20 protein-coding genes are annotated in these 21,184 nt (G+C 58.1%); 15 read left to right on the top strand and 5 right to left on the bottom strand.

Translation table 11 applies throughout. The features are described from left to right. Nucleotides 1-20: 20 nt before the first annotated feature. A complete protein-coding gene (gene cobS, locus V6N04_RS04220) occupies nucleotides 21-809 on the bottom strand; it encodes an adenosylcobinamide-GDP ribazoletransferase (RefSeq protein ID WP_371168884.1) in 789 nt (262 codons plus the stop codon). Between the two features lie 80 nt (nucleotides 810-889). Here cobS and cobT point away from each other — a divergent pair, with 80 nt between their 5' ends. Further along, the gene (gene cobT, locus V6N04_RS04215) at nucleotides 890-1,909 is read left to right on the top strand and encodes a nicotinate-nucleotide--dimethylbenzimidazole phosphoribosyltransferase (protein ID WP_371168883.1); all 1,020 of its coding nucleotides are present in this window, start codon (nucleotides 890-892) and stop codon (nucleotides 1,907-1,909) included. A 6-nt stretch (nucleotides 1,910-1,915) separates the two neighbouring features. On the opposite strand, the gene V6N04_RS04210 is transcribed toward cobT, so the two are convergent. Both V6N04_RS04210 and V6N04_RS04205 read right to left on the bottom strand, forming a co-directional pair. After that, the gene (locus V6N04_RS04210) at nucleotides 1,916-2,428 is read right to left on the bottom strand and encodes a class I SAM-dependent methyltransferase (protein WP_371168882.1); all 513 of its coding nucleotides are present in this window, start codon (nucleotides 2,426-2,428) and stop codon (nucleotides 1,916-1,918) included. A gap of 70 nt (nucleotides 2,429-2,498) precedes the next feature. Next, nucleotides 2,499-2,960: an Lrp/AsnC family transcriptional regulator gene (locus V6N04_RS04205; RefSeq protein ID WP_371168881.1), complete on the bottom strand. Its 462-nt coding sequence runs from the start codon at nucleotides 2,958-2,960 to the stop codon at nucleotides 2,499-2,501. Between the two features lie 142 nt (nucleotides 2,961-3,102). On the opposite strand from V6N04_RS04205, the gene hppD reads away from it, so the two are divergent. Next, on the top strand, nucleotides 3,103-4,200 hold the full coding sequence (gene hppD / locus V6N04_RS04200) for a 4-hydroxyphenylpyruvate dioxygenase (protein WP_371168880.1): 1,098 nt from the start codon (nucleotides 3,103-3,105) through the stop codon (nucleotides 4,198-4,200). 54 nt (nucleotides 4,201-4,254) lie between these two features. Here hppD and V6N04_RS04195 read toward each other — a convergent pair whose 3' ends face one another. Next, nucleotides 4,255-7,038: a hypothetical protein gene (locus V6N04_RS04195; protein ID WP_371168879.1), complete on the bottom strand. Its 2,784-nt coding sequence runs from the start codon at nucleotides 7,036-7,038 to the stop codon at nucleotides 4,255-4,257. Between the two features lie 188 nt (nucleotides 7,039-7,226). Between V6N04_RS04195 and V6N04_RS04190 the strand changes: the two genes are divergently transcribed. Both V6N04_RS04190 and V6N04_RS04185 read left to right on the top strand, forming a co-directional pair. Beyond that, a complete protein-coding gene (locus V6N04_RS04190; protein WP_371168878.1) occupies nucleotides 7,227-7,925 on the top strand; it encodes an SIMPL domain-containing protein in 699 nt (232 codons plus the stop codon). Nucleotides 7,926-7,967: 42 nt separating this feature from the next. After that, nucleotides 7,968-8,537, top strand: a complete 570-nt coding sequence (locus V6N04_RS04185; RefSeq protein WP_371168877.1) for a hypothetical protein — start codon at nucleotides 7,968-7,970, stop codon at nucleotides 8,535-8,537. Nucleotides 8,538-8,585: 48 nt separating this feature from the next. On the opposite strand, the gene V6N04_RS04180 is transcribed toward V6N04_RS04185, so the two are convergent. Continuing rightward, nucleotides 8,586-9,878 carry an O-acetylhomoserine aminocarboxypropyltransferase/cysteine synthase family protein gene (locus tag V6N04_RS04180; protein ID WP_371168876.1) on the bottom strand — a complete coding sequence of 431 codons (1,293 nt, stop codon included), beginning with the start codon at nucleotides 9,876-9,878 and terminating at the stop codon, nucleotides 8,586-8,588. Between the two features lie 179 nt (nucleotides 9,879-10,057). On the opposite strand from V6N04_RS04180, the gene V6N04_RS04175 reads away from it, so the two are divergent. From V6N04_RS04175 to V6N04_RS04125, 11 genes are all read left to right on the top strand, one after another. Further along, nucleotides 10,058-10,471, top strand: coding sequence for a VOC family protein (locus V6N04_RS04175; protein WP_371168875.1), 414 nt, complete (start codon nucleotides 10,058-10,060; stop codon nucleotides 10,469-10,471). 80 nt (nucleotides 10,472-10,551) lie between these two features. Continuing rightward, nucleotides 10,552-11,229 carry a response regulator gene (locus tag V6N04_RS04170; RefSeq protein ID WP_371168874.1) on the top strand — a complete coding sequence of 226 codons (678 nt, stop codon included), beginning with the start codon at nucleotides 10,552-10,554 and terminating at the stop codon, nucleotides 11,227-11,229. Further along, a complete protein-coding gene (locus V6N04_RS04165) occupies nucleotides 11,216-12,577 on the top strand; it encodes a HAMP domain-containing sensor histidine kinase (protein WP_371168873.1) in 1,362 nt (453 codons plus the stop codon). Before V6N04_RS04170 ends, V6N04_RS04165 begins: the two co-directional genes overlap by 14 nt. Nucleotides 12,578-12,660: 83 nt before the next feature. After that, a complete protein-coding gene (locus V6N04_RS04160) occupies nucleotides 12,661-13,314 on the top strand; it encodes a YfdX family protein (protein WP_371168872.1) in 654 nt (217 codons plus the stop codon). 116 nt (nucleotides 13,315-13,430) lie between these two features. Next, complete coding sequence (locus tag V6N04_RS04155; RefSeq protein WP_371168871.1) at nucleotides 13,431-14,417, top strand: AAA family ATPase; 987 nt, start codon at nucleotides 13,431-13,433, stop codon at nucleotides 14,415-14,417. Between the two features lie 10 nt (nucleotides 14,418-14,427). Beyond that, nucleotides 14,428-15,333, top strand: a complete 906-nt coding sequence (locus tag V6N04_RS04150) for a DUF58 domain-containing protein (protein WP_371168870.1) — start codon at nucleotides 14,428-14,430, stop codon at nucleotides 15,331-15,333. Then, nucleotides 15,330-15,788: a DUF4381 domain-containing protein gene (locus V6N04_RS04145; protein ID WP_371168869.1), complete on the top strand. Its 459-nt coding sequence runs from the start codon at nucleotides 15,330-15,332 to the stop codon at nucleotides 15,786-15,788. The genes V6N04_RS04150 and V6N04_RS04145 overlap by 4 nt, the downstream gene beginning before the upstream one ends. Then, entirely contained in the window at nucleotides 15,785-16,786 is a 1,002-nt protein-coding gene (locus V6N04_RS04140) for a vWA domain-containing protein (protein WP_371168868.1), read from the top strand. The genes V6N04_RS04145 and V6N04_RS04140 overlap by 4 nt, the downstream gene beginning before the upstream one ends. A 1-nt stretch (nucleotide 16,787) precedes the next feature. Beyond that, nucleotides 16,788-18,857, top strand: a complete 2,070-nt coding sequence (locus tag V6N04_RS04135) for a VWA domain-containing protein (protein ID WP_371168867.1) — start codon at nucleotides 16,788-16,790, stop codon at nucleotides 18,855-18,857. Nucleotides 18,858-18,871: 14 nt separating this feature from the next. Further along, nucleotides 18,872-20,602, top strand: coding sequence for a BatD family protein (locus V6N04_RS04130; RefSeq protein ID WP_371168866.1), 1,731 nt, complete (start codon nucleotides 18,872-18,874; stop codon nucleotides 20,600-20,602). 23 nt (nucleotides 20,603-20,625) lie between these two features. Further along, nucleotides 20,626-21,132, top strand: a complete 507-nt coding sequence (locus V6N04_RS04125) for an HdeD family acid-resistance protein (RefSeq protein WP_371168865.1) — start codon at nucleotides 20,626-20,628, stop codon at nucleotides 21,130-21,132. The last annotated feature ends 52 nt before the right edge of the window (nucleotides 21,133-21,184 follow it).

The raw sequence follows: 21,184 nt of genomic DNA, 5'->3' as shown, positions 1-21,184 counted from the left end.
GTCCGAGCGGCGGTTTTTTGTTAGGCCAACAGAGCTGCAAAAACAGCGAGAGAAGCAATTTCAGTGACTTGCTGGCTCGCGCCAAGGATGTCTCCGGTCTGCCCACCGATCTTTTGCTTCGCAATGAATGCCAGCAGGATGACAGCTAACCCGATCCAGAAAACCAAAGCCACGACTGCGTAGGGCGTCAGAAACAGAGCTGCGAGCGCTGAAATGCCAAGCGCCAGGAACGCTGTATTGTGCGGGACTTGTCCGACCGATTTCGACAAGCCGCCATCGCGTGCATTTTTCATGAATGCCATCATCCAGACCATCGGCACACGGCTGACCAGTCCGGTGACGACGATGGCCCAGAACGCGCCATACGTTGGTAAGACAGCGGCTAGAGCTGTGGCCCGTAGCAGCAACGACAGAACCAAAGCGATTACCCCATAAGCCCCAATTCGGCTGTCCTTCATGATCTCTAACCGGCGGGTTTTGGTTGCGCCCCCCCACAATCCGTCAGCCGTATCTGCCAGCCCATCTTCGTGCATGGCGCCCGTGACCATCACTTGCGCGACCAACGCTAGAGCCGCCGCCCAAAGGGCAGGGGTTCCGCAGGCCAGAGCTGCGAATCCAACCATCGCAGATAGTATCGCTGGAATGAGACCAACAAGCGGCCAAGCCCAGGCTGCACGCGCGCCTCGTTGCATCGCCATTTTTGTGTCCACCCGTATGGGGAGACGCGTCAAAAGCCCAATCGCCGCAGGAATGTCCTGAGCGGCGGCAAGTGGCCCTACGCTACGATGTCCTGTGTCGTCTTTGGTCATATTTGGTCTTTTGCAGTCTGGTTTGGTGCTTGTCCCATGGGTAAAGAGGGTGGGAACGGGAATCAATCGGGAACGACGCCATGACCTCCATGCCATTCAAATCGCTTGCGGACTTCAAAGCCCTTTTGGCGGACGCACCAAACACGGATGGCACCGCACGTGCAGCGGCCGAGGAACGCAATGGCCAACTGACGAAACCACCCGGCGCGTTAGGGCGGCTTGAGGATCTGGCCATCTGGTATGGCGGCTGGCGCGGCACGGGTCGCCCGTCGATCAACGCTCCGCAAGTGATTGTCTTTGCGGGCAACCACGGTGTGACCGCTCAGGGCGTCTCGGCCTTTCCGGCGGAGGTGACCGAGCAAATGGTCCTGAACTTCCAGCATGGTGGCGCAGCGATTAACCAGCTATCGAAGACGTTCGGTGCAAAAATGGACGTCCACGCGCTTTCACTGGACACCCCCACCGCAGATTTCACCCAAGGCCCGGCAATGAGTGAAGCCGAGGTTGTAGACGCGCTTCTGACCGGTTGGAATGCGGTTGATGCGGATACCGACCTGTTGGTCACCGGCGAGATGGGCATCGGCAACACGACCTCTGCCGCCGCCATCGCCTATGCACTTTTCGGCGGTGAGGCTGCTGACTGGGTCGGACGCGGCACCGGTGTCGACGACGCAGGCGTGGCGCTAAAAGCGCGCGTTGTGTCTGAAGGGTTGGTTGCCAATCCGACCGCAAAATCGGATGGCGCAGAAGCGCTGCGTTGTCTGGGTGGTCGCGAGGTTGCCGGCATGGCAGGCGCCATTGCACGCGCACGTGTGGACGGCATTCCGGTGATCATCGACGGGTTCATTTGCTCGGCCGCTGCGGCTTGCTTGAACGCGATGTCACCCTCCGCTCTGGATCATGCAGTTGCAGGTCATGCATCCGCCGAGGCTGCGCATGGCAAAGTTTTGGACGCATTGGGCAAAGAGCCACTGTTGTCCTTGGGTATGCGTCTTGGCGAAGGGTCGGGCGCGGCCTTGGCTATTGGCATCCTGCAAGGTGCGGTAGCCTGCCACTCGGGTATGGCGACGTTCGCAGAGGCAGGTGTGTCTGACGCGTAACCCGGATCAGTCGCGCTGCACGAACAAATAGCCACGCTCACCATACTTGGTTGTCCAAGTGGCGCTGTGGTCAGAAATGACCTGTTCGAAATCGACAATGTTCGATGCTTCATCCGCGATTAACACCCAGCCGTTAGGCTCGACGTGATCAAGCAGCCTTGCAAGTAAGTCCTGCCGGGCGGCACGCGTTAACATGTGCAGGGTTCGGTCGATCAGGATCACGTCATACGTGTCCCCTGGGGCATAGCCCGTCAGGTCGGCGACGATGCCAGTTATGTCCAGATTTTCCTTCTGAGCCGCTGCCTCCAAATCTTGAATGCCATGAGGGGACAGGTCAACGCCGACGACACGGTGTCCAAGCCTTGCGATGAACAAGGCATCCCGACCTTGCCCACAGCCGACATCCAAGATGCACGCGTTGTCACGGTCAAACTGATTGAAGAACCGGACAAAGACGTCCGTCGGCGCACCAAGGGCGTCTGGGGTTTCGCTGTAGAGTGCATCGTAATTGTAAGCCATGACCTAGGCGATAATACATGCGGCGCCGAAAGCCTAAGTGAAATATTTCGTGATCATGGGTTTGGCGCGATCACCCGTGATCAGTTGGCAATGGTGCGTCTTGTTTGACGTGGTCCAACACGATCTGGCTTTGAACCCGTGCAACAGAGGGATGCGGCAACAGCACCTCGTGAATCAACACGTTTAGCGCGGCCAAATCAGTGCAATAGACCCGCATCAGATAATCTGCGTTGCCGGTCAGGGTCCAAACCGATGTGACCTCGGGCCGCAAGTCGACCAGACGCAGGAACGCGCGCGCAGCTTCAGGCGATTGGCTTTCCATCTGCACCTGTACAAAGGCCTGCACCTGCAACCCCAATCGCGCGGGGTCAAGGCGCGCGGTGTAAGAACGGATAAAGCCTTGCTCCTCTAGACGTTGGCGCCGCCGACCGGCCTGACTGGCAGACAGGTTCAATTGTTCGCCGAGCTCCTGCGCCGTCAGCTGTGCATTCTGTTGTAGGGCTTTCAGTAATCGTCGGTCAGTTGTGTCCATGTGCGTGATACCTGCGTAAACCGGAATTTTGTGCGTATATCACGCATGATTTTGCATTCAATATGTAAAGAACGCGCAGAAAAGTCGCAAGTAATGCCCGATACTAGCTCCATAACACGTGAACGAACAGGAGTGAGCCAATATGGGTCCGTTTCCACATGATGCCCCGCGCGCTGAAATCAGCGAAAAGAACCCCGCCGGAACCGACGGGTTTGAATTTGTCGAGTTTGCCCATCCAGAGCCGCAAGAGCTGCGTGATCTGTTCACCAAGATGGGGTTCGCGCACACCGCCAATCACAAGACCCGCAACATCGAGCTGTGGCAACAGGGCGATGTGACCTATCTGATCAATATCGAACCGGGCAGCCACGCTGCGAAGTTCATCGCAGAACACGGCCCTTGTGCGCCGTCGATGGGATGGCGGGTTGTTGATGCTGATCACGCGTTTGACCATGCTGTGAAAATGGGGGCCAAACCCTATGATGGCGACGGCAAGGCGATGGACGTGCCCGCGATCTACGGCATCGGCGACTCGCTGATCTATTTCATTGACCAGTATTTTGACACCAGCGCGTATAATGACGAGTTTGATTGGATATCCAACGCTCACCCGAAAGGTGTTGGCTTCTATTACCTCGATCACCTGACCCACAATGTGTTCAAGGGCAACATGGATGTGTGGTTCAAATTTTATGGTAACCTGTTCAATTTCGAAGAAATCCGCTTCTTTGATATTCAGGGCAAGCATAGCGGGTTGTTCAGCCGCGCGCTAACGTCGCCCTGCGGCAAAATCCGCATTCCGATCAATGAAGACCGTGGCGAGAAAGGTCAGATCGTGGCCTATCTTGAGAAATACAAAGGCGAAGGCATTCAGCACATCGCCGTTGGGACCGAGAACATCTACGCCTCGGTCGACGAGATTGCCGGTCGGGGTCTGAAATTCATGCCCGGCCCGAACGAGGCCTACTACGACATGTCCTATGATCGCGTGAAAGATCACGACGAGCCAAAAGATGAGATGATGAAACACGGCATCCTGATCGACGGCGAAGGCGTGGTGGGCGGCGGTGAGACCCGTATTCTGCTTCAGATTTTCTCAAAGACGGTGATTGGACCGATCTTTTTCGAGTTCATTCAGCGCAAAGGTGATGACGGGTTTGGTGAAGGCAACTTCAAAGCCCTGTTCGAAAGTATCGAACGTGAGCAGATTGAAAACGGAGAGCTGGGCGACGTTGCTTAAACTCGTTTCGGTCGAAACAAGATGTCCGGCGGCTTGATCGTCGGGCATCTTAGTTCAGCCGAATGGCAGAACCTCCAACGTGATGGTGCGCGAGCCCTTCTTATAGGTCAGCTTGGTTGATGAGATCGACAAGACCTTGCCGCCATCCAGTCGACTGCCGGCGCCTACTTTCACGTAACGCCCATTGGGCATACGTACCAGGGCGCGGCGTGCAGATGACGAGCCATAAATACCGATCAGGCTAACCTTGCGCAGATTGATGGCGTTCTTGATCGTTGCCTGTTTGGCAACCGAAGTGCGGGTCGGGATTTTCGGAACAACGGTTTGACGCGGAGAGGCCGCTGCGACCACGACCGAGCCATCTGACGCATCGCCACGCTCCAACGCACGGGCCACGATTTTGCCGAATCCATTGGGGCGGTGACGTGGTCCTATGGATGTATCAATCGCCAGTTTAGTGGGCGATACGAGTGCTGCCGTTGATGGGTTTCCGGCCTCAGAATTGTCCGCTTGAAGGGCGGCGGTGATCGCCGCTGCCTGTGCGACCGCGCGGGGCGTCGTAGGACGGTATCGGGGGCGAAGTGCTGCAAGTTCGACACGGGTGCGACCACCCAGTTGCAGTCTTTCATTGCCTTCAATTAGACCCTCAGGGCGGGCGCGGGGCCGAATTGTTGGCTGGCCGGGGGTGGTGGCGTCGGCAGTGTCTGCTGCGGCATCGGTCTCGACATCGGTGGCCGGTGCGTCGCCCGCCCGAGGGGCCGGAACCAACGGTGGTCGCCCTGCGAAAACAATCGCCCCGCCCGGCGTTAACGCGCCCTCGGGCGTTGCCTGTACGAAGCCATTACCATCAAGCGCGAATGTGGTGCCCAACGGCGGAGGGGCGATGGTATTGATGTCTTGGGCGACGCTCGTTGTCTGCACTGGGGCCGGCAGCGCGATGGCGTCCTGCGCGCCGCTGAGCGGGTCAATCGACGCAATATAAAGGTCATCCAGCCGAGCTGTCTCTGGGTCGGGCATCGGCTCGGGCGCGCGCTGCCAAATTCCGGTGGCTGCATACCGCGCGCGGGCCGCTTCTGGGGTCAGCGGATCGCTTCCAGTAGTGGACGGCGTGTCGTCTGCGGGGGGGGGCGCCACCTCGGGTTCACCATACAGATCGCCAATCGCTGCCTCGTCCAAATCGCTTTCCGTCTGGGTCGAGATCGCGGCTTCAAACGGATCCTGCTCTGAAGACGAAAACCATGCAGTCACATCGCCAAGGAAAAACCGAGACCAGACTGCGACGACGGCCATCAGCAAAAGCAGGCCCAGCACAAGATATAGGCCTAGAAATTTGGGTTTCCCACCAACGGTTTGGGACTGACGTGCACCAAACACGGTCAGAGTTTCCGCCTCGCGCGCACGCCGAGAGGGGGGTGTCCGTTCGCCGCTTGTTTGCGAGGGGGGCGGTGGTGCGATCGCCGTCGTGACGGAGTCGCTTTTGACGCCGCGTTGCGTGCTGTCTAGTGCTTTTGAACTCAATCCAGCATGTGCCGGCAGAGCGGCATGGTGATCGCTCGGGCGGTCCCTTCGTTGTCCGCCGATCTTTTTGGCCGCCTTGCGCCCCAAAGCTCCCGCGACATCCGCAGCCTTCTCCAGCCCGGCCGCGCCCTTCCGGGCCGCAGTTTTCAGGGACGCCTTGGAACCGGCCTTGCGCGCTTTCAATGCAGGGTCGTCGCCGAAGGCCACCGGTGCTGTCACAGGAACATGCACGGGCGTGGGTTTCGGCTCTGCTGCGGGGCTTTCAGGCTGGGTATCAGTTGATGTTTCGTCAGTGCGATCCAAACCGAACGAGATCCGGGGCGTGACGCTTACCTCGTCAACCGACGCATCCGCGCTTGCAGGATCATCGCTCGTTACGTCGGCGGCGGGCTGCACGGATTCGTTGTCCGCCGCAGAAATATCAGCCCGGCGGGATGAAAATGCAGGCAATTCAGGTTCATCAACCGCCGCCTCAAGCGGTGGCGGTGGCGGAGGCACAATGCCTGACACCTGATCGGGCAAGTCTTGGTCAGGGGCTATGTCGGCCGGGGCAGATGGCTGCGCGAGGTCAGGGGCGGTCGCCTGTGGCGCGGGCTCGGGCACTTCAGCGGCGCGTGATGGCGGCTTGGGTTTGGCATTGGGAACGGGCGCGGCAGGCGGCGGTGTGGGATCATCCAGCGTCAGCGGGAACGGCGCAAGATCGGGGCGCTTTGGCTTAGTTTCTTCTACGGGCGGGGAGGGCGGTTCAACCACCTGCGCTGGGATTATTGGCGGCTCTCCGGCGGGCAGCCCCAAGACATCTGGAACTGGCTCGGCGTCGCGTTCAACCACTGCGCCATCAGCGATGGGACCAAAAAACGCCTCGCCCACGAAGCTCCCGCTTGGGCGGGCCGCAAAGCTTACGGGGTTGAGCTTGTGTTCCAGAGCGAACGCCTGCGCCTCGTCCAGGGTTTCGCGGGCGACAACGGCCACGTGAACCATCCCGTCCTCGGCCGGGTCCGCCTGCCAATCGAAGACCAGATCGTCAGTCGCGTATGGCGTCAGCCCTTCCAACCCTTCGCGGATACGTGCTTCACGGGTGACCTCATCGGGGCCGGGCGCGGTCATACTGGTGAACAGCAGTTGGGATGGCGGGACGATCAGTTTGCACGAAAAACCGCCGCTTTCCAGATCTGCCGCCTTGCGTCGCAACAGATCCAGTCCGCTGGACAACTGGGGATGTTCTAGCGACACTTGCCCGACCAGCGCCCAGCCGCCTTTACCCCGGTGAATAAGACCGATGCCGTCGTGACTGAGATCAAGCGCAAAATTGGGCTTCATATCGTCTGTCGTCCTGTCGTAACCCCACCCGGAAAATGCCGGGACCCTTGTTCCATGCGAAGACAGTCCATTGACTGGACGCACGCCATTGAAACTACAGCAGGTTTTTGCCCATGGGAAGAGGGCGCCCCAATCAGGGGTTGCGGCTGGCGAAGAACAGCGCAAACTGCGCAAAACAGGAGATTAACATGCGGAAAACGATAGCGATTTTTGGATTGATGATGGCCGTGGTAAACCCTGCTTGGGCAGGTGACGCGTCACAAGGGCGGATAAGTGTCACAGGTGAAGGCATCGCACAGGTGGAACCTGACATGGCGCGGATCAGCCTTGGCGTGACAAAACAGGCCAAGGAAGCGGGTACGGCACTGAATGACGTGGCGGGCGTGGCGCAAGCCATTTTTGCGCGATTGACGGACGTGGGCGTCGAGGCGCGTGATATGCAGAGCTCTCAGGTCAATCTGTCGCCGCAATATGACTACGGCAATTCGGGTGGCCCGGCCAAACTGGTGGGCTTCACCGCCAACACGATGGTGTCCGTCCGGGTGCGCGATCTTGATCGGCTGGGCGAAATCATGTCCGCCGTCACTGCTGATGGGGCGAACCAGTTGAACGGCTTGCAGTTTGACCTGCAAAACCGCCGCCCGGCCGAGGACGCCGCCCGCGCCGATGCCGTGAAGGACGCGATGGCGCGCGCCACGGTGCTGGCGGATGCGGCAGGTGTATCATTGGGGCCGATCCTCTCGATCCAGGAAGGCGGCGCATCCCATCCGGGCCCCATTATGGGGCGTATGGCAATGGAAAGCATGAAAGCGGATATGCCTGTCGCGGCGGGGGAACTTGAGATCGGATCAAGCGTTACGGTTGTGTTTGAGTTAAATGAAAACTAATTAGGGTTTAGCACATGGACGATTTTTTATGGGATTGGATGATTGTCGGAAAGAGTTGTTGTTGCTTCGCCCCGAACTCAGAAACTTGTTAAGGGCTTCCTTCTCCTAAATATCTTGTATGTAGTTCCACATTTCTTTGGGTTATCATTTCTCAGAGCATTTGAAGTGGTTCCTGCCGTCGTTTTGTCGAAGATAAATCAGGACCCTCAGGGTGCCATCGCAGCGCAATACTACAAATCAATGGCGGTTTATGAGCTTGCGTTGACAGTGATTTTGATTTCGTCATGCACTTTTTTCTTTTTGGCGCTCGGGTTCATGCGAGAGATGTTGACTGTTGTTCTCGGACTCACTTGGGAGCGTGGATTTGGATTCGTATTTATTATTGGTTTAGCGTTTTTTCCTTTGGTGTCATTTAGCACGGTAAGATCGGTGATATCGGTGGATTCCGCCACGATTTATAAACTGGGTGGGCTTTGGGGGTCTGTGTTGATTCCGTATGTTCTGACACTGGCGTGCTTAGTGCTTAGTGTTGGGAATCTATTAGCTCCTGCCTTCTCACATCGAACGGAAGAATACGCTCTTGCAATGCGGCGTACTAAATCATCGAAATAATAAAGGCCGCCAAGTTGGCGGCCTTTGGTGCTTCTTGATGCGGTTTAATCAGACTGTCGCCGCACTCAACGCCTGATCCAGATCTGCGATGATGTCATCGGCATCTTCTGTCCCGATCGAGATGCGCACGACATTCGGGGCCGCGCCTGCCGCTTCCTGTTGCTCTGGCGACAATTGGCGGTGCGTGGTCGAGGCAGAGTGGATGATCAGCGAGCGGGTGTCGCCCAGATTGGCCACATGGCTGAACAGGTTCAGGCTGTCGACCAGCTTGACGCACGCGTCATAGCCGCCTTTGACGGCCACGGTGAACAGGGCACCTGCGCCTTTCGGACACACGGTGGCCACGCGGTGTTTGTAGGGCGAGCTGTCCAGCCCCGCATATGTCACGGCGTCCACCCGGTCGTCAGCTTCCAGCCAGTTCGCCACCTTCTCGGCGTTGGCAACGTGTTTGTCCATGCGCAACGACAGCGTTTCAATCCCCATCAGCGTGTAGTGCGCGGCTTGCGGGTTCATGGTCATGCCCAGATCACGCAGGCCAACGGCAATGCCGTGGAAGGTAAAGGCCATGGGGCCAAGCGCCTCGGCAAAGGTCAGACCGTGATAGGCGGGCTCGGGCTGGCTGAGCGACGGGAACTTGTCGGACGCCATCCAGTCGAATTTGCCGCTATCGACCACCACACCGCCGGTCACTGTCCCGTTGCCGGTCAGGTATTTGGTGGTGGAGTGCACAACCAGCGTCGCACCCAGTGTGATTGGGTTGCAAAGGTAGGGTGTGGCCGATGTGTTGTCGACGATCAGGGGGACGCCCGCCTTGTCCGAAATGGCCGCGATGGCGGGGATGTCGGTGATGTAGCCGCCGGGGTTTGCGATGGATTCGCAGAAGACCGCGCGCGTGTCGTCATCAATGGCGGCAGCGACGGCTGCTTCGTCATCGAAATCGACGAATTTGGTCGACCAGCCGAAACGCTTGATGGTTTGGCTAAGCTGCGTGACCGAGCCGCCATAAAGCCGCGTCGAAGCGACGATGTTCTTACCAGGGCCCATCAGCGGGAACAGCGCCATGATCTGGGCTGCGTGACCGGACGAACAACAAACCGCTCCCGCGCCACCTTCAAGCGCTGCAATACGGTTTTGCAATGCGGCAACTGTCGGATTGGTCAGGCGGGAATAGATGTAGCCGACTTCTTCCAGATTGAAGAGCCGCGCGGCGTGCTCGGCATCCTTAAAGACATATGCGGTGGTTTGATAAATCGGCACCTGACGGGCACCGGTGGCGGGGTCGGGCTCGGTCCCGGCATGGATTTGCAGCGTTTCAAAGGCCTGTTGGCGTTCTTCGGACATGGAATTCTCCCTCGTTTGGTTTGGGGGCAGGCTAGGCGAAAGGACGCGGCGCATCAACGGGGCAAGCGCGCGTGCCTCTCATCTGCTTCCTTGGTGGGACCATGTTTCAGCCGTGTGTTTCAGGTGGTCCTTTGTTCGCGATCTGATAAGTTTTGCAGAACCCTATTCTGGAGACTGCCATGCCGACCCCATTCCACCTTGCTTTGAATGTCACTGATTTGGCCGAGACGCGCGCGTTTTATGGCGATCTACTTGGTTGCGAAGAGGGGCGGTCGACGGACAGTTGGGTGGACTATGATTTCTTTGGTCACCAGCTGAGCCTTCACCTTGGGCAGCCTTTTGACACCGCCAATACGGGAAAAGTTGGTGCGCATATGGTGGCAATGCCACATTTCGGTGTGGTGCTGGCCTTTGATGACTGGCGTGCGCTGGCTGACCGGCTTGAGGAGGTGGGGACCGATTGGGTGATCCCTCCGACCGCGCGGTTCGAAGGCCAACCGGGCGAGCAGTGGACAATGTTTTTCCGCGACCCGTCCGGCAATCCGATTGAAATGAAGGGCTTTCGGGATATGGAGCAGGTGTTCGCCAGCTGACAGTCTAGCCGGGTGTGATTGGATACAAGCGATCCTATTGACCGCTTTCCCGATGGTAAAAAATACAATATCAAACGCTTATGAAAGTATTGCTGGCAGAAGATGATCCCAAATCGGCGGAGTACATTCGCAATGGTTTGGTCGAAAACGGGTATGTGGTCGACTGGGTCACAGACGGGCGCGAGGCGTTGACCTATTGCCTGTACAACCAAGTCGATCTTGCAATCATTGACCGAATGATGCCGGGGATGGACGGTCTGTCAGTGGTCAAGGCGCTACGGGCTTCAAACAGCGAGTTGCCGGTAATATTTCTGACAGCATTGTCGGATGTCGAGGATCGGGTGGATGGCCTGATGGCCGGGGGCGATGACTATATGGTCAAACCGTTCCATTTCTCAGAGCTGTTGGCGCGGATCACGGCGCTTGCGCGTCGCCCCAAGCAAACGGCACAGGAAACCGCGCTTAAGGTCCACGACTTGACCTTGAACCTGCTCAGTCGGACGGCGACGCGGCAGGGGCAGACGATCGAACTGCTGAACAAGGAGTTTGCGCTGCTCCAGCTTTTGATGGAAAGCCCGGGGCGGATCATCAGCCGGACGATGATACTGGAAATGGTATGGGATTTTACCTTCGATCCCGGCACAACTGTGGTCGAGACACATATCAGCAAGCTGCGGCAGAAGATTGACAAGCCGTTTGACGTGGCGCTGATCCATACGGTGCGCAATATGGGATACACGATCCGTGCGCCTCGGTAACCTGACAACCGGCCAACCGTTCAAGGTGGCACTGCGGGCATTACTGGTTTTCTTGCTGATTTACACCGTTGCAAGCGTCCTGCTGGTTCGCGCGGTGAAAGACACACTCAGCGTCGAGCTCAAGACCCAGACTGAGGCCGAAATCTTGCTGTTGAGCGAGATTTTTGAGGCGGAAGGAAAGGCTGGTTTGATTGCAACGCTGAATGAAATGGAACGCGCGATCAAACCGCCAGAGCGGGTGGCTGGATTGATCGACCAAAGCGGGTTTAGCCTGACCGGTCCGATCTCGGTATTGCCGGACTTTGTTGGTGTAACCGAACGCCAGATCACCGCGATGACCGGCGGAGCGATCAGCGGAAGCTACTTTCTGAATGTGCGAAAGCTTGATCGGATGTCGCTGATCGTGGGTCGCAACGGGGCGCCCGTTGATCGCGCAACTCAGCGGTTGATCATTGGTCTGGCTGTGGTCGGCCTGACAATCGGGGCCATCATCCTTGGTCTGGGACTTTGGGCCAGTCGCACGTCGCTGGCGCGCCTTGATGCGATGGATGCAGCCTTGCGTCGGGTTGCGGAAGGCGAAACCGATGCAAGGTTGCCGATTTTGTCGCGAAACGATCAGTTCGATCGGGTGTCCGTTCGGATGAACCATAAGCTCGACCGGCTGTCGCGACTGATGGGGGGGATGAAAGCCACGGCCTCTGCTATCGCACACGACTTGAAAACACCGCTGTCCCACACGCAAATCGCGCTGAACGAAGCGGCCGATGCGGTCGAAAGTGGCGGAGACCCACTGCCCAAGATCGAAGCTGCTCTGGGCGAGGTCGAAAACCTGAACTCTGTCTTCGACAGTATGTTACGGATCACCCGCATTCAGGCCAATCCGGACAAAAGCCGGTTCACGTCCGTTGACCTGCGCAAACTGGCCGAGGACGTTGTCGAGTTCATGCGACCCTTCGCCGATGAACAGCAGCAGGGCATTGTGTTACAGGCTGCGGATGTGCAGGTGCCGGGCGACGCGCCGATGATCAAGCAGGCTCTGGTCAATCTGGTCAAAAACGCGTCCGTACACGCAGGAACAGGCGCTCGGATCACTGTGGGCCTTGAAGGTCAGGGCGATCACATCTGCCTGAGCGTCGAGGACAATGGTCCCGGTATTCCTGAAGGGGACCGCGAGAAAGTGTTGGAGCCTTTCACACGCCTTGATCGTGCGCGCACCACACCCGGCAGCGGCCTAGGGCTGGCTTTGGTTCAGGCCGTGTGTGAACACCATAACGCAGACCTGAGCCTCTCGGATGCCCAGCCCGGCCTACGCGTCGCGATGTTTTTTCCAAAGTTCAAGAATATTTAAAGTTCGCCTCAAGCGTAGTTAATCCCGACCCTCTATCTCCTTTTCACTGGCGCAACAGGCGCGCCGCGACAAGGAGAATAATCGTGAAGATCAACTCGAAATTCATCACCGCAGTTGTTGCAACATCAATCGGGCTTGGGGCCATTGGACAAGTCGCTTTGGCCGACACTGGCACAAGCACAAATGCCACAACAGAAGTCACAAAAATGACGGCAGGCGAACTTGCCGTGCCCGCCATTGGCGTCACCTTGATGACCGACGTCCACAAGGCGCGTGTTGCGATGTTTGACGGTCAGATTGATGCCGCAAGCGCGGTTTTAGCACAGGCCACCAGCTATCTGGGTGATGATGCCGCCAAATTTGCGATCAAATTGCCCGGTGACAGTGGCTATGGCTTACCTGTTGATGGTGGTCTGAGCTTCGCCGAAGGTTTCACGCCCACACAGGACCACGCTGGCACGATTAATGCCGCTGGCGAACTCATGCAAAAAGGCGATCAAAACGCCGCGATTAAGATGATGACTGACGCCGGTATCAAACTGGCGATGAACGTCGTGGTGGTTCCCTATAAGTCGACCGTTGATGGCCTTGAAAAGGCCGTGGTCGATCTGGATGGGGGCGAAATCCATTCCGCCAACATGACGCTGAAGTCAATCGAAACCTCGCCCGAGGTTGTCAGCTATGCACCCGATGCACTGCCAAAACAGGGATATGCGCTGGACGAGATTTTCCAGTAAGCCGCCACTCACGGCCCGTCCCCGCGGGCACTACTCCAGTCCGCGGGGCATCCAAACATTTTGGCATGAACATGTCCCAGCAGGTTTATCCCAAAACGCTTAAGAAAGGCCCAATCATGAACCAACATGCTACCACCACGACCGCCGGTTCCAATGAACTGGTCACCTATCTGAAATCACACATGAACGCGCGCATTGTCGGGCAGGAACGGTTTGTCGATCGTCTGCTTTTGGCATTCTTCGCGGACGGCCATGTGCTTTTGGAGGGCGCGCCCGGTCTGGCCAAGACCAAAGCCGTCAATGCGCTTGCCGAGACCATCGATTGTGATGCTCGCCGCATCCAATTCACGCCTGACCTGTTGCCCAGCGACTTGACCGGAACCGACGTGTTTCGCCCCGAGCAAGGCACGTTTGAGTTTCAATCTGGCCCGCTGTTCCACAACCTGATCCTCGCGGACGAGATCAACCGCGCGCCCGCCAAGGTGCAGTCCGCCTTGCTGGAAGCGATGGCCGAACGCCAAGTGACTGTCGGCGGAACGACCTACAAACTGCCTGACCTGTTCATGGTGATGGCGACGCAAAACCCGATCGAGCAGGAGGGCACGTATCCGCTGCCAGAAGCGCAGCTTGACCGGTTCCTGTTGCATGTAAATATCGACTACCCAGCCCCCGAGGCTGAGCGCGAAATCCTACGGATCGTCCGGGGCGAAGCGGTGGGCGAGGCGTTAGCGCCTGAACGTATGGTGGCCCCAGACGAAGTATTTGCCGCCCGCCGCGCTGCCCTTGAAACCCATGCGTCGGATGCGCTGATAGAATATATCGTTCAGTTGATCCAAGCCACACGCAAGCCGGAAAACTATGGTGACGATCTGGCCCAGATGATCGCCTATGGGGCGTCCCCGCGCGCCACGCTGGCGTTGGATCGCTGCACGCGTGTTCATGCCTGGATGCGCGGGTCCGAATTCGCGACACCCGCCGATGTGCAGGCGGTCCTTCACAATGTTCTGCGCCACCGCGTGATCCTGAGCTTCGAGGCCGAAGCCGATGGCAAAACCGCCGACGGGTTTATCGATGCTTTGATTGATCGCGTGCCAGTCAGCTGAGGGCAGCACAATGCAAGGTATCACCACAACCTTGAACGAATTGGTTCGCGCACGTCCCCCGCGCGGCCTCACCGGCTTCGCGCCCTCTGGTCGGGTATCTACCCACCAATGGGGCGCGAACCGGTCGATTTTCCGCGGTCGCGGGATGGAGTTTGCGGAAAGTCGGGCCTATCAGCCGGGCGATGATGTGAAATCCATCGACTGGCGCGTCACCGCGCGTACCGGCCTGCCACATACCAAACTGTTTCAAGAAGAACGTGAGCGCCCGGTTCACATTCTGCTTGATCTGCGGTCGATGATGCAATTTGGCACGCGCGTGCGTTTCAAATCTCATCTCGCGGCCGAGGTCGCTGCGATGCTGTCCTGGGTTGGCCATGATGGCGGTGACCGCGTTGGTGGGTTGATCCTGACGCGCCAAGGCGTTTTGGATTTCCGTGCGGCCCGGACGCGTAAGGCCGTGCTGAGGTTTTTGGAGTCCGTTGCAGAGCAAACCGCGACCGATCTTGAGGCCGGTGACGAGGTCTCGCTGGCCAATGGGCTGCGCCGGTTGCGCAAATCCTGTCGCCCCGGCACGTTGGCCTTTGTCATTAGTGATTTCAATGATCTAGACGACAATGCTGCGAAAGAACTTCGGCGACTCTCAGGCACCGCCCATGTGACCAACATTCAAATCAGCGACCCGTTGGACGCGGCCTTGCCGTCGCAGGCGGGCCGGATCAGCGATGGTGATCTTGCGCTATCTCTGGGCTCGGTCACGAAGGCAGAGCTGCAAAACTACGCCGCCCAATTTGTGGCGCGGCGCTCGCGGCTCGACCGGATTTCACGTCAGAACGCAATGGCGATCCATCATCTGCAAACAAGCGATGATCCTGCGACGATCTTGCATCCCAAAGAACGTAAAAGGAGCGCCGCATGACCCTCGAACTTTCGCCGGAAATGCTCGCGCAGCTTGAAAAATTGCGCGACATCCATCTGCCCGAGCAGATTGGCTGGTGGCCACTGGCCCCCGGTTGGTGGATCTTGCTGGCTTCGACCTGTGCAGCGGTTCTTGCCGCTTTGGCGTGGAATATCCTGCGCAAACACACGACGCGCTATTTGGCCCTGCGTGAATTGGATCAGATCACGGATCAGGACCCAATCGCGTTCGCTACAAATCTGTCGGTGCTTTTGCGCCGTGTGGCGATCAGCAAGGATGCCTCGAATGGTCAGCTGAAAGACCAAAATTGGGTCTCGTTCCTGACAGAAACCGGCCTGTCCCCAGATTTGGCCACCCATCTGGCCGAGGCACCTTACGCACCTCTTGCCGAAAACGCCCCGCCAGCGTCCGCGCTGCGTGATGCCGCTGCCCAATGGATCAGGAGGCAAGCATGATTACGTTTCTTTGGCCTATTGCCTTCGTTCTGCTTCCGCTGCCATTTCTCGCCCGACCTATTCTGAAACCTGTCGATCCGGGTCTGGGTGGAGCCGTGAAAGTACCGTTCTTTGCCGCCCTGCGCGACCGTGTGGGGCAGGGTGCGACCCAACAGAAATCTCCGTTGTGGAAACTTCTGCTGGCCAGCCTGATCTGGGCGCTTCTGGTCACAGCCATCGCGCGCCCGGCCTATGTTGGGGACGAGGTGCCGTTGCCTGCTGAAGGGCGCGACATCATGATGGCCATCGACCTATCCGGCTCAATGGATGAACGTGACTTTGCCGTGAATGGCCGCGCTACCACGCGTCTCGGCGTGGTTAAAGACGCTGCTGATGCGTTTATCGAACGCCGCGACGGCGACCGGGTCGGTCTGGTCCTGTTCTCGGACCGCGCGTATCTACAAGCCCCTCTGACCTTCGACCGCGAGGTCGTGCGCGACCTGCTGGATCAAGCTCAGGTTGGTTTGACTGGTCAGAAAACCGCCATTGGCGATGCGATTGCTGTGTCGATGAAGCGCTTGAAAGACCGTCCTGAAGAAGGTCGCGTGCTGGTCTTGTTGACGGACGGAGCCAACAACGAAGGCGTCATGGATCCGATAAAGGCTGCCGAACTGGCCGAAGATCTTGGCATCCGTATCTACACAATTGGTGTCGGATCGGGCTACTCGCGCGACCTTGATGAGGGCACGTTACGTCAGATCGCCAGTACAACGGGTGGCGAGTATTTCCGCGCCACGGATGTTCAGGGCTTAGCCCAAATTTACCGCGCCATTGACCAGCTGGAACCCGTGTCAGGTGATCCGTTGCATGTGCGGCCCGAGGTGGCTCTTTACTACTGGCCCGCTGGGTTGGCGTTGGTATTGGCCGGGATCTTCGCACTCTTCACTGTGCTGCCCGGTTTGATGCACTACCTTCGCGCGGTATCCGCCGAAAAAGACAATCGCTCATTGGAGGTCTGATATGAACTTCGCTGATTTCCACTTTCTTCGGCCTGAATGGCTTTGGGCATTTGCCCCCGCGATCCTGTTGGGGTGGCTGGTGATGCGCAACCGAAATACAGGCGCGTCCGAGGGCTGGGCCAAGCTGATTGACAGTCACCTGCTGGCCCATCTTGCCATCAGCGGGACCGAGGCGAAACGATCTCGCGTTACTCCTGTTGTCGCCAGTTTGATGGTTGTGGCAACCGTTCTGGCGATGGCCGGTCCGACTTGGGAAGAAAACGAAGTGCCGTCTTTTGAAAGCGGTGAACCCGTTGTTGCGGTTCTAAGCCTTGCACAATCAATGAATTCTGACGACCTGACGCCCACGCGGCTGAAACGCTCGGTCCACAAGCTGCGCGATGTGTTGGGGCGCACCCAAGGCGATGAACGTGGATTGGTGATCTATTCGGACGCGCCATTTGTGGCTGCCCCGCTGACCAGTGATCCCAAAGTGATCGAACAGATGTTGCCCGAGCTTTCGACCAATTTGATGCCTGTTTTGGGCAACCGATTGGACCTAGCGATCACCGAGGCGCAAGACATGCTTGCGCGTGCGGGCGCGACACGTGGCGAGATCATCGTCATGGCCGACAATGCAGGAGACGACGCCGACGCCAGCATCGCGGCCGCCAGGGCAGCATATCGCGCCGGATACTCGGTCTCTGTGTTGGGTGCAGGCACCGAAGAGGGCGCGACGCTGCAAACCTCGGACGGGCGGGCCATTGCTTCACACAGTGGCGAGACTTTAGTGACGAAACTGTCCAAATCCGAATTGCAGGATATCGCGCAGGCCGGTGGTGGGGTGTTTTCCATGGTGACGCCGGGCAATGCCGATTTGGATCGCATTTTGCCCGACACCGGATTGGATCAAGTGTCAGCGGGCGATCAGCAGGATTTCAACGCGGATACGTGGGTCGACATGGGGTATTGGCTGTTGCTGATCCCCGCGCTGTTTGCACCGTTTGCCTTTCGTCGCGGACTGGTCTTTGCACTGGCTTTGATGGCGTCGGGCTTTGCCATGCAACCGAAGGCGGCGCAGGCCGGGATTTGGGACGATCTGTGGGCCACACCGAACCAACAAGGGCAGGCCGCGTTTGAGGCGGGCGCCTATCTAGATGCCGCAACCTTGTTTGAGGCACCAAACTGGCAGGCCACGGCGGCGTATCGGGCAGGCGATTATGCAACCGCGACCGAGGGGTTTGCGAATGACGATTATAACCTTGGCAACGCGCTGGCCAAATCTGGTCAGTTCGAAGCGGCGCTTGCTGCCTATGACAAGGCCCTGGTCGTTGATCCGGGCAATGAGGATGCGCAATTCAACCGTGATCTGATTGCAGATTTGCTGGAGCAACAAGAGCAGCAGGAGCAAGACCAACAGCAGGAACAACAGCAACAAGACCAACAGCAACAAGGTGGTGGTCAGGACCAAGAGCAGAATCAATCCTCGGGTGGTGATCAATCTCAGGACCAGCAGTCTGGAGGTGAGCAATCACAAGACCAGCAAAGTGGTGGAGAGCAGTCGCAGGACCAACAGTCCGAAGGCGAGCAATCGCAAGACCAGCAATCAGGCGATGATCCCTCTGATGCGCAGCAAGCGAGCGACGGTCAGCAGGGCGCGGAAGGTCAGCAAGACCAGCAGCAAGCTGGGCAACAAGACCAAGACGCTCAATCTGAAGCGGACCAAGCCGAAGCTGATGACACCGGCACGCAGGATGAGCAATCAGCAAGCGAACAAGCCAATGGCGAAGACGAAGCGCCACAGCCGGGTGTCGACGCATCTCAGGATGCGAATGGCGCTGAGGCTGGCCAGAACGACCCAAGCGCCGCAGAAGAGGGGGAAGAAGAAGGCTTGGCCGAAATGTTGTCTGACGCCCTGAGTGGCGGGTCCGATGATGAAGCGGGAGAAATGGTCGAGGGCTCAAGCCCCGGCGCAGAACCGCTGAACCAAGCGGTCGAGCAGCAACTGCGCCGCGTGCCGGATGACCCTTCAGGCCTTTTGCGCGCCCGTATTCGCCAACATTATGCCCGCCAAGTGGGTTCAGGCAGTTAAGCGAGGAGTTCGAAATGATACGTTTTGTGAAATCAACAATCGCGGCCACCACGCTAGCCGCCATCCTGACATCCGCCGTTTGGGCCGATGGGCTGACCGCACGCGTGAACACCAATCAGGTGGCAGAAGGCGATAGCTTTCAGTTGATCTTGTCGACAGAAGGGCAGGGCGCAGCCGCCCCCAATCTTGCGCCGCTTGATCAGGATTTCAACGTGCTTGGCACCTCACAATCCTCGCAAACCCAGATCATCAATGGGCAGATGTCCCAAAGCCTAAGCTGGATCGTGACATTGTCACCAAAAGCGCAAGGCACCGTGACGATCCCAAGCTTAAGTGCGGGAACTTTGACCAGCGATCCAGTTACGGTTCAGGTTGTCGATGCGGCGAGCTTGCCGAAACTGCAAGGGGCAAGCGGCATCAGCGTCAGCGCCAGTATCGAAGACGGCACGCATTACATGTTTCAGGAAGTGCCATTGACGGTACGGATCGAAACGTCGACACCCTTACAGCGCGCCGAGTTGATCGCGCCTAGCGGAGATTTCGAACTGAGCCAGACCGGGCAGGACCGGTCCTCTCAGATCAACCGAAATGGGCGCCCAGTGTCGGTGATCGAACGTGACTATCTGTTGCGCCCGCAAAGCGCCGGCCCGCTGACGATTGCGCCATTCACACTGCGCGGGACGCTTCCAGACCCGAGTGGGCAACGTGATCCGTTTGCAAACATGGGTTTTGGGTCATCGCGCATGCAGCAGATGATGGAGCAGATGGGGTTCGGACAGTCCCCGTTCGGTGACATGTTCAACCGCGGCAAGCCCTTTGCCGCGCGCAGTGATGCGATCCCGCTCGATGTTTTGGCCGGCCAGGCTGGCGGGGGCACGGACTGGTTTCTGCCCGCCAAAGCGGTCGAATTCCAAAGCCAGTGGGAGCCTGCCAACCCTACGTTTCGCGAAGGCGAGGCTGTGACCCGTCGCGTAAGCCTTTTGGCGCTTGGAGCGCGGCCCGAGCAGTTGCCCGACATCAGTTTTACCGAACCCGACGGCGCCCGCATTTACCTGGATGACACGTCGACCGACATGGTCGAAACCGCCGATGGCACCGTCGCCCGGCGCGATTTTCTTCTGTCCGTCGTGCCGACGCGCGGCGGAGAGATCACTTTGCCCGAGATTTCGGTCCAATGGCTGGACACACAAAGCGATCAATCGAAAACGGCGACCTTACCGGCTGTGACAATTCAGGCCGAAGGGACAATCCCACCTGCCGCTCCGGTGGTTCAGGATACACCGGAGCCTGACCCGGCCCCAGCGGCCGCAGAAACGTCAACAGATAACTCGAACTACGTGCTGATCGGGGGCGTAGGGCTTGCCCTGTTGGCGCTTTTGTTCGGCGGTGGTTTTTGGTACCGCAATCGAACCCGTGTGCGGGCGACAGAGACGGCTATATCTGCGCGGCCGGCCCAGAAAGAGCTGATGGCAGCGCTGCAAGATTGTGCCCGGAATGGCGATGCGATGGGCTTTTACAATCACCTTCTGGCGCTGCGTCAGATGTCTCATGACTGTGATGCCAAAGCGCTTGATGGGGCTATTCGAGAGATCGAGCAATTCGCTTTCTCTTCGAGTAATATTGGCACAGCACCCGATTTGATACAGCTGCTAAACAGCTTGACAAAAAGTAGAAAACGCGGTCCTCACAAGGGGCTAGGCGTGCGCGGACGCTCGGCCCTTCCGTCGCTTTACCCAACGCAATAGGGCCATCTGAAAAGGGGACAAAAATGAAAAGCTCTACTGGACTAGTACTCATCGGCGTGTTGGCCTTGGCTGGGGGCATACTGGCGCTGGTAAACCCATTTGCGGCCTCAATCTCGGTCGAAATATTCCTGGGTTGGCTGTTCTTGATCAGCGGCGCGTTCGGTCTTGCATCGGCCTTTCGTATGTCAGGTGATCGACTGTGGCCGTTCTTGTCGGCACTGGCGATGTTCGTCATCGGTGTGTTCATGATTGCCAACCCGTTGGCAGGGCTGATGGCCCTGACCGTGCTGATTGCGGTGGCCTTTCTGTTCTCGGGCGTTGTACGGCTTTTCATGGCGCGCGTCTTGCGAGACACCAGCGCGTTTTGGATGATCCTGTTTTCCGGCGCAGTTTCGATCTTGCTGGCAGGGATGATCTTTGCGGGCTACCCAAGCTCGTCTGAAAGCATTTTGGGCCTGTTCTTGGGGATCGAGCTGATCATGGCCGGTATCCCGATGATCCTGCTGGGCTTGAACCTGCGCAACGGCTGATCGCCCAGGCACCTTTTGCCCAAATACGACACTGAACCAACCAAAACCAAAA

Origin of the sequence: Aliiroseovarius conchicola (genome assembly GCF_041403445.1) — a bacterium.
Classification (GTDB): domain Bacteria; phylum Pseudomonadota; class Alphaproteobacteria; order Rhodobacterales; family Rhodobacteraceae; genus Aliiroseovarius; species Aliiroseovarius conchicola.
The sequence above is the reverse complement of the archived record's forward strand: the minus strand, read 5'-3'. Positions and strand labels throughout refer to the sequence as shown.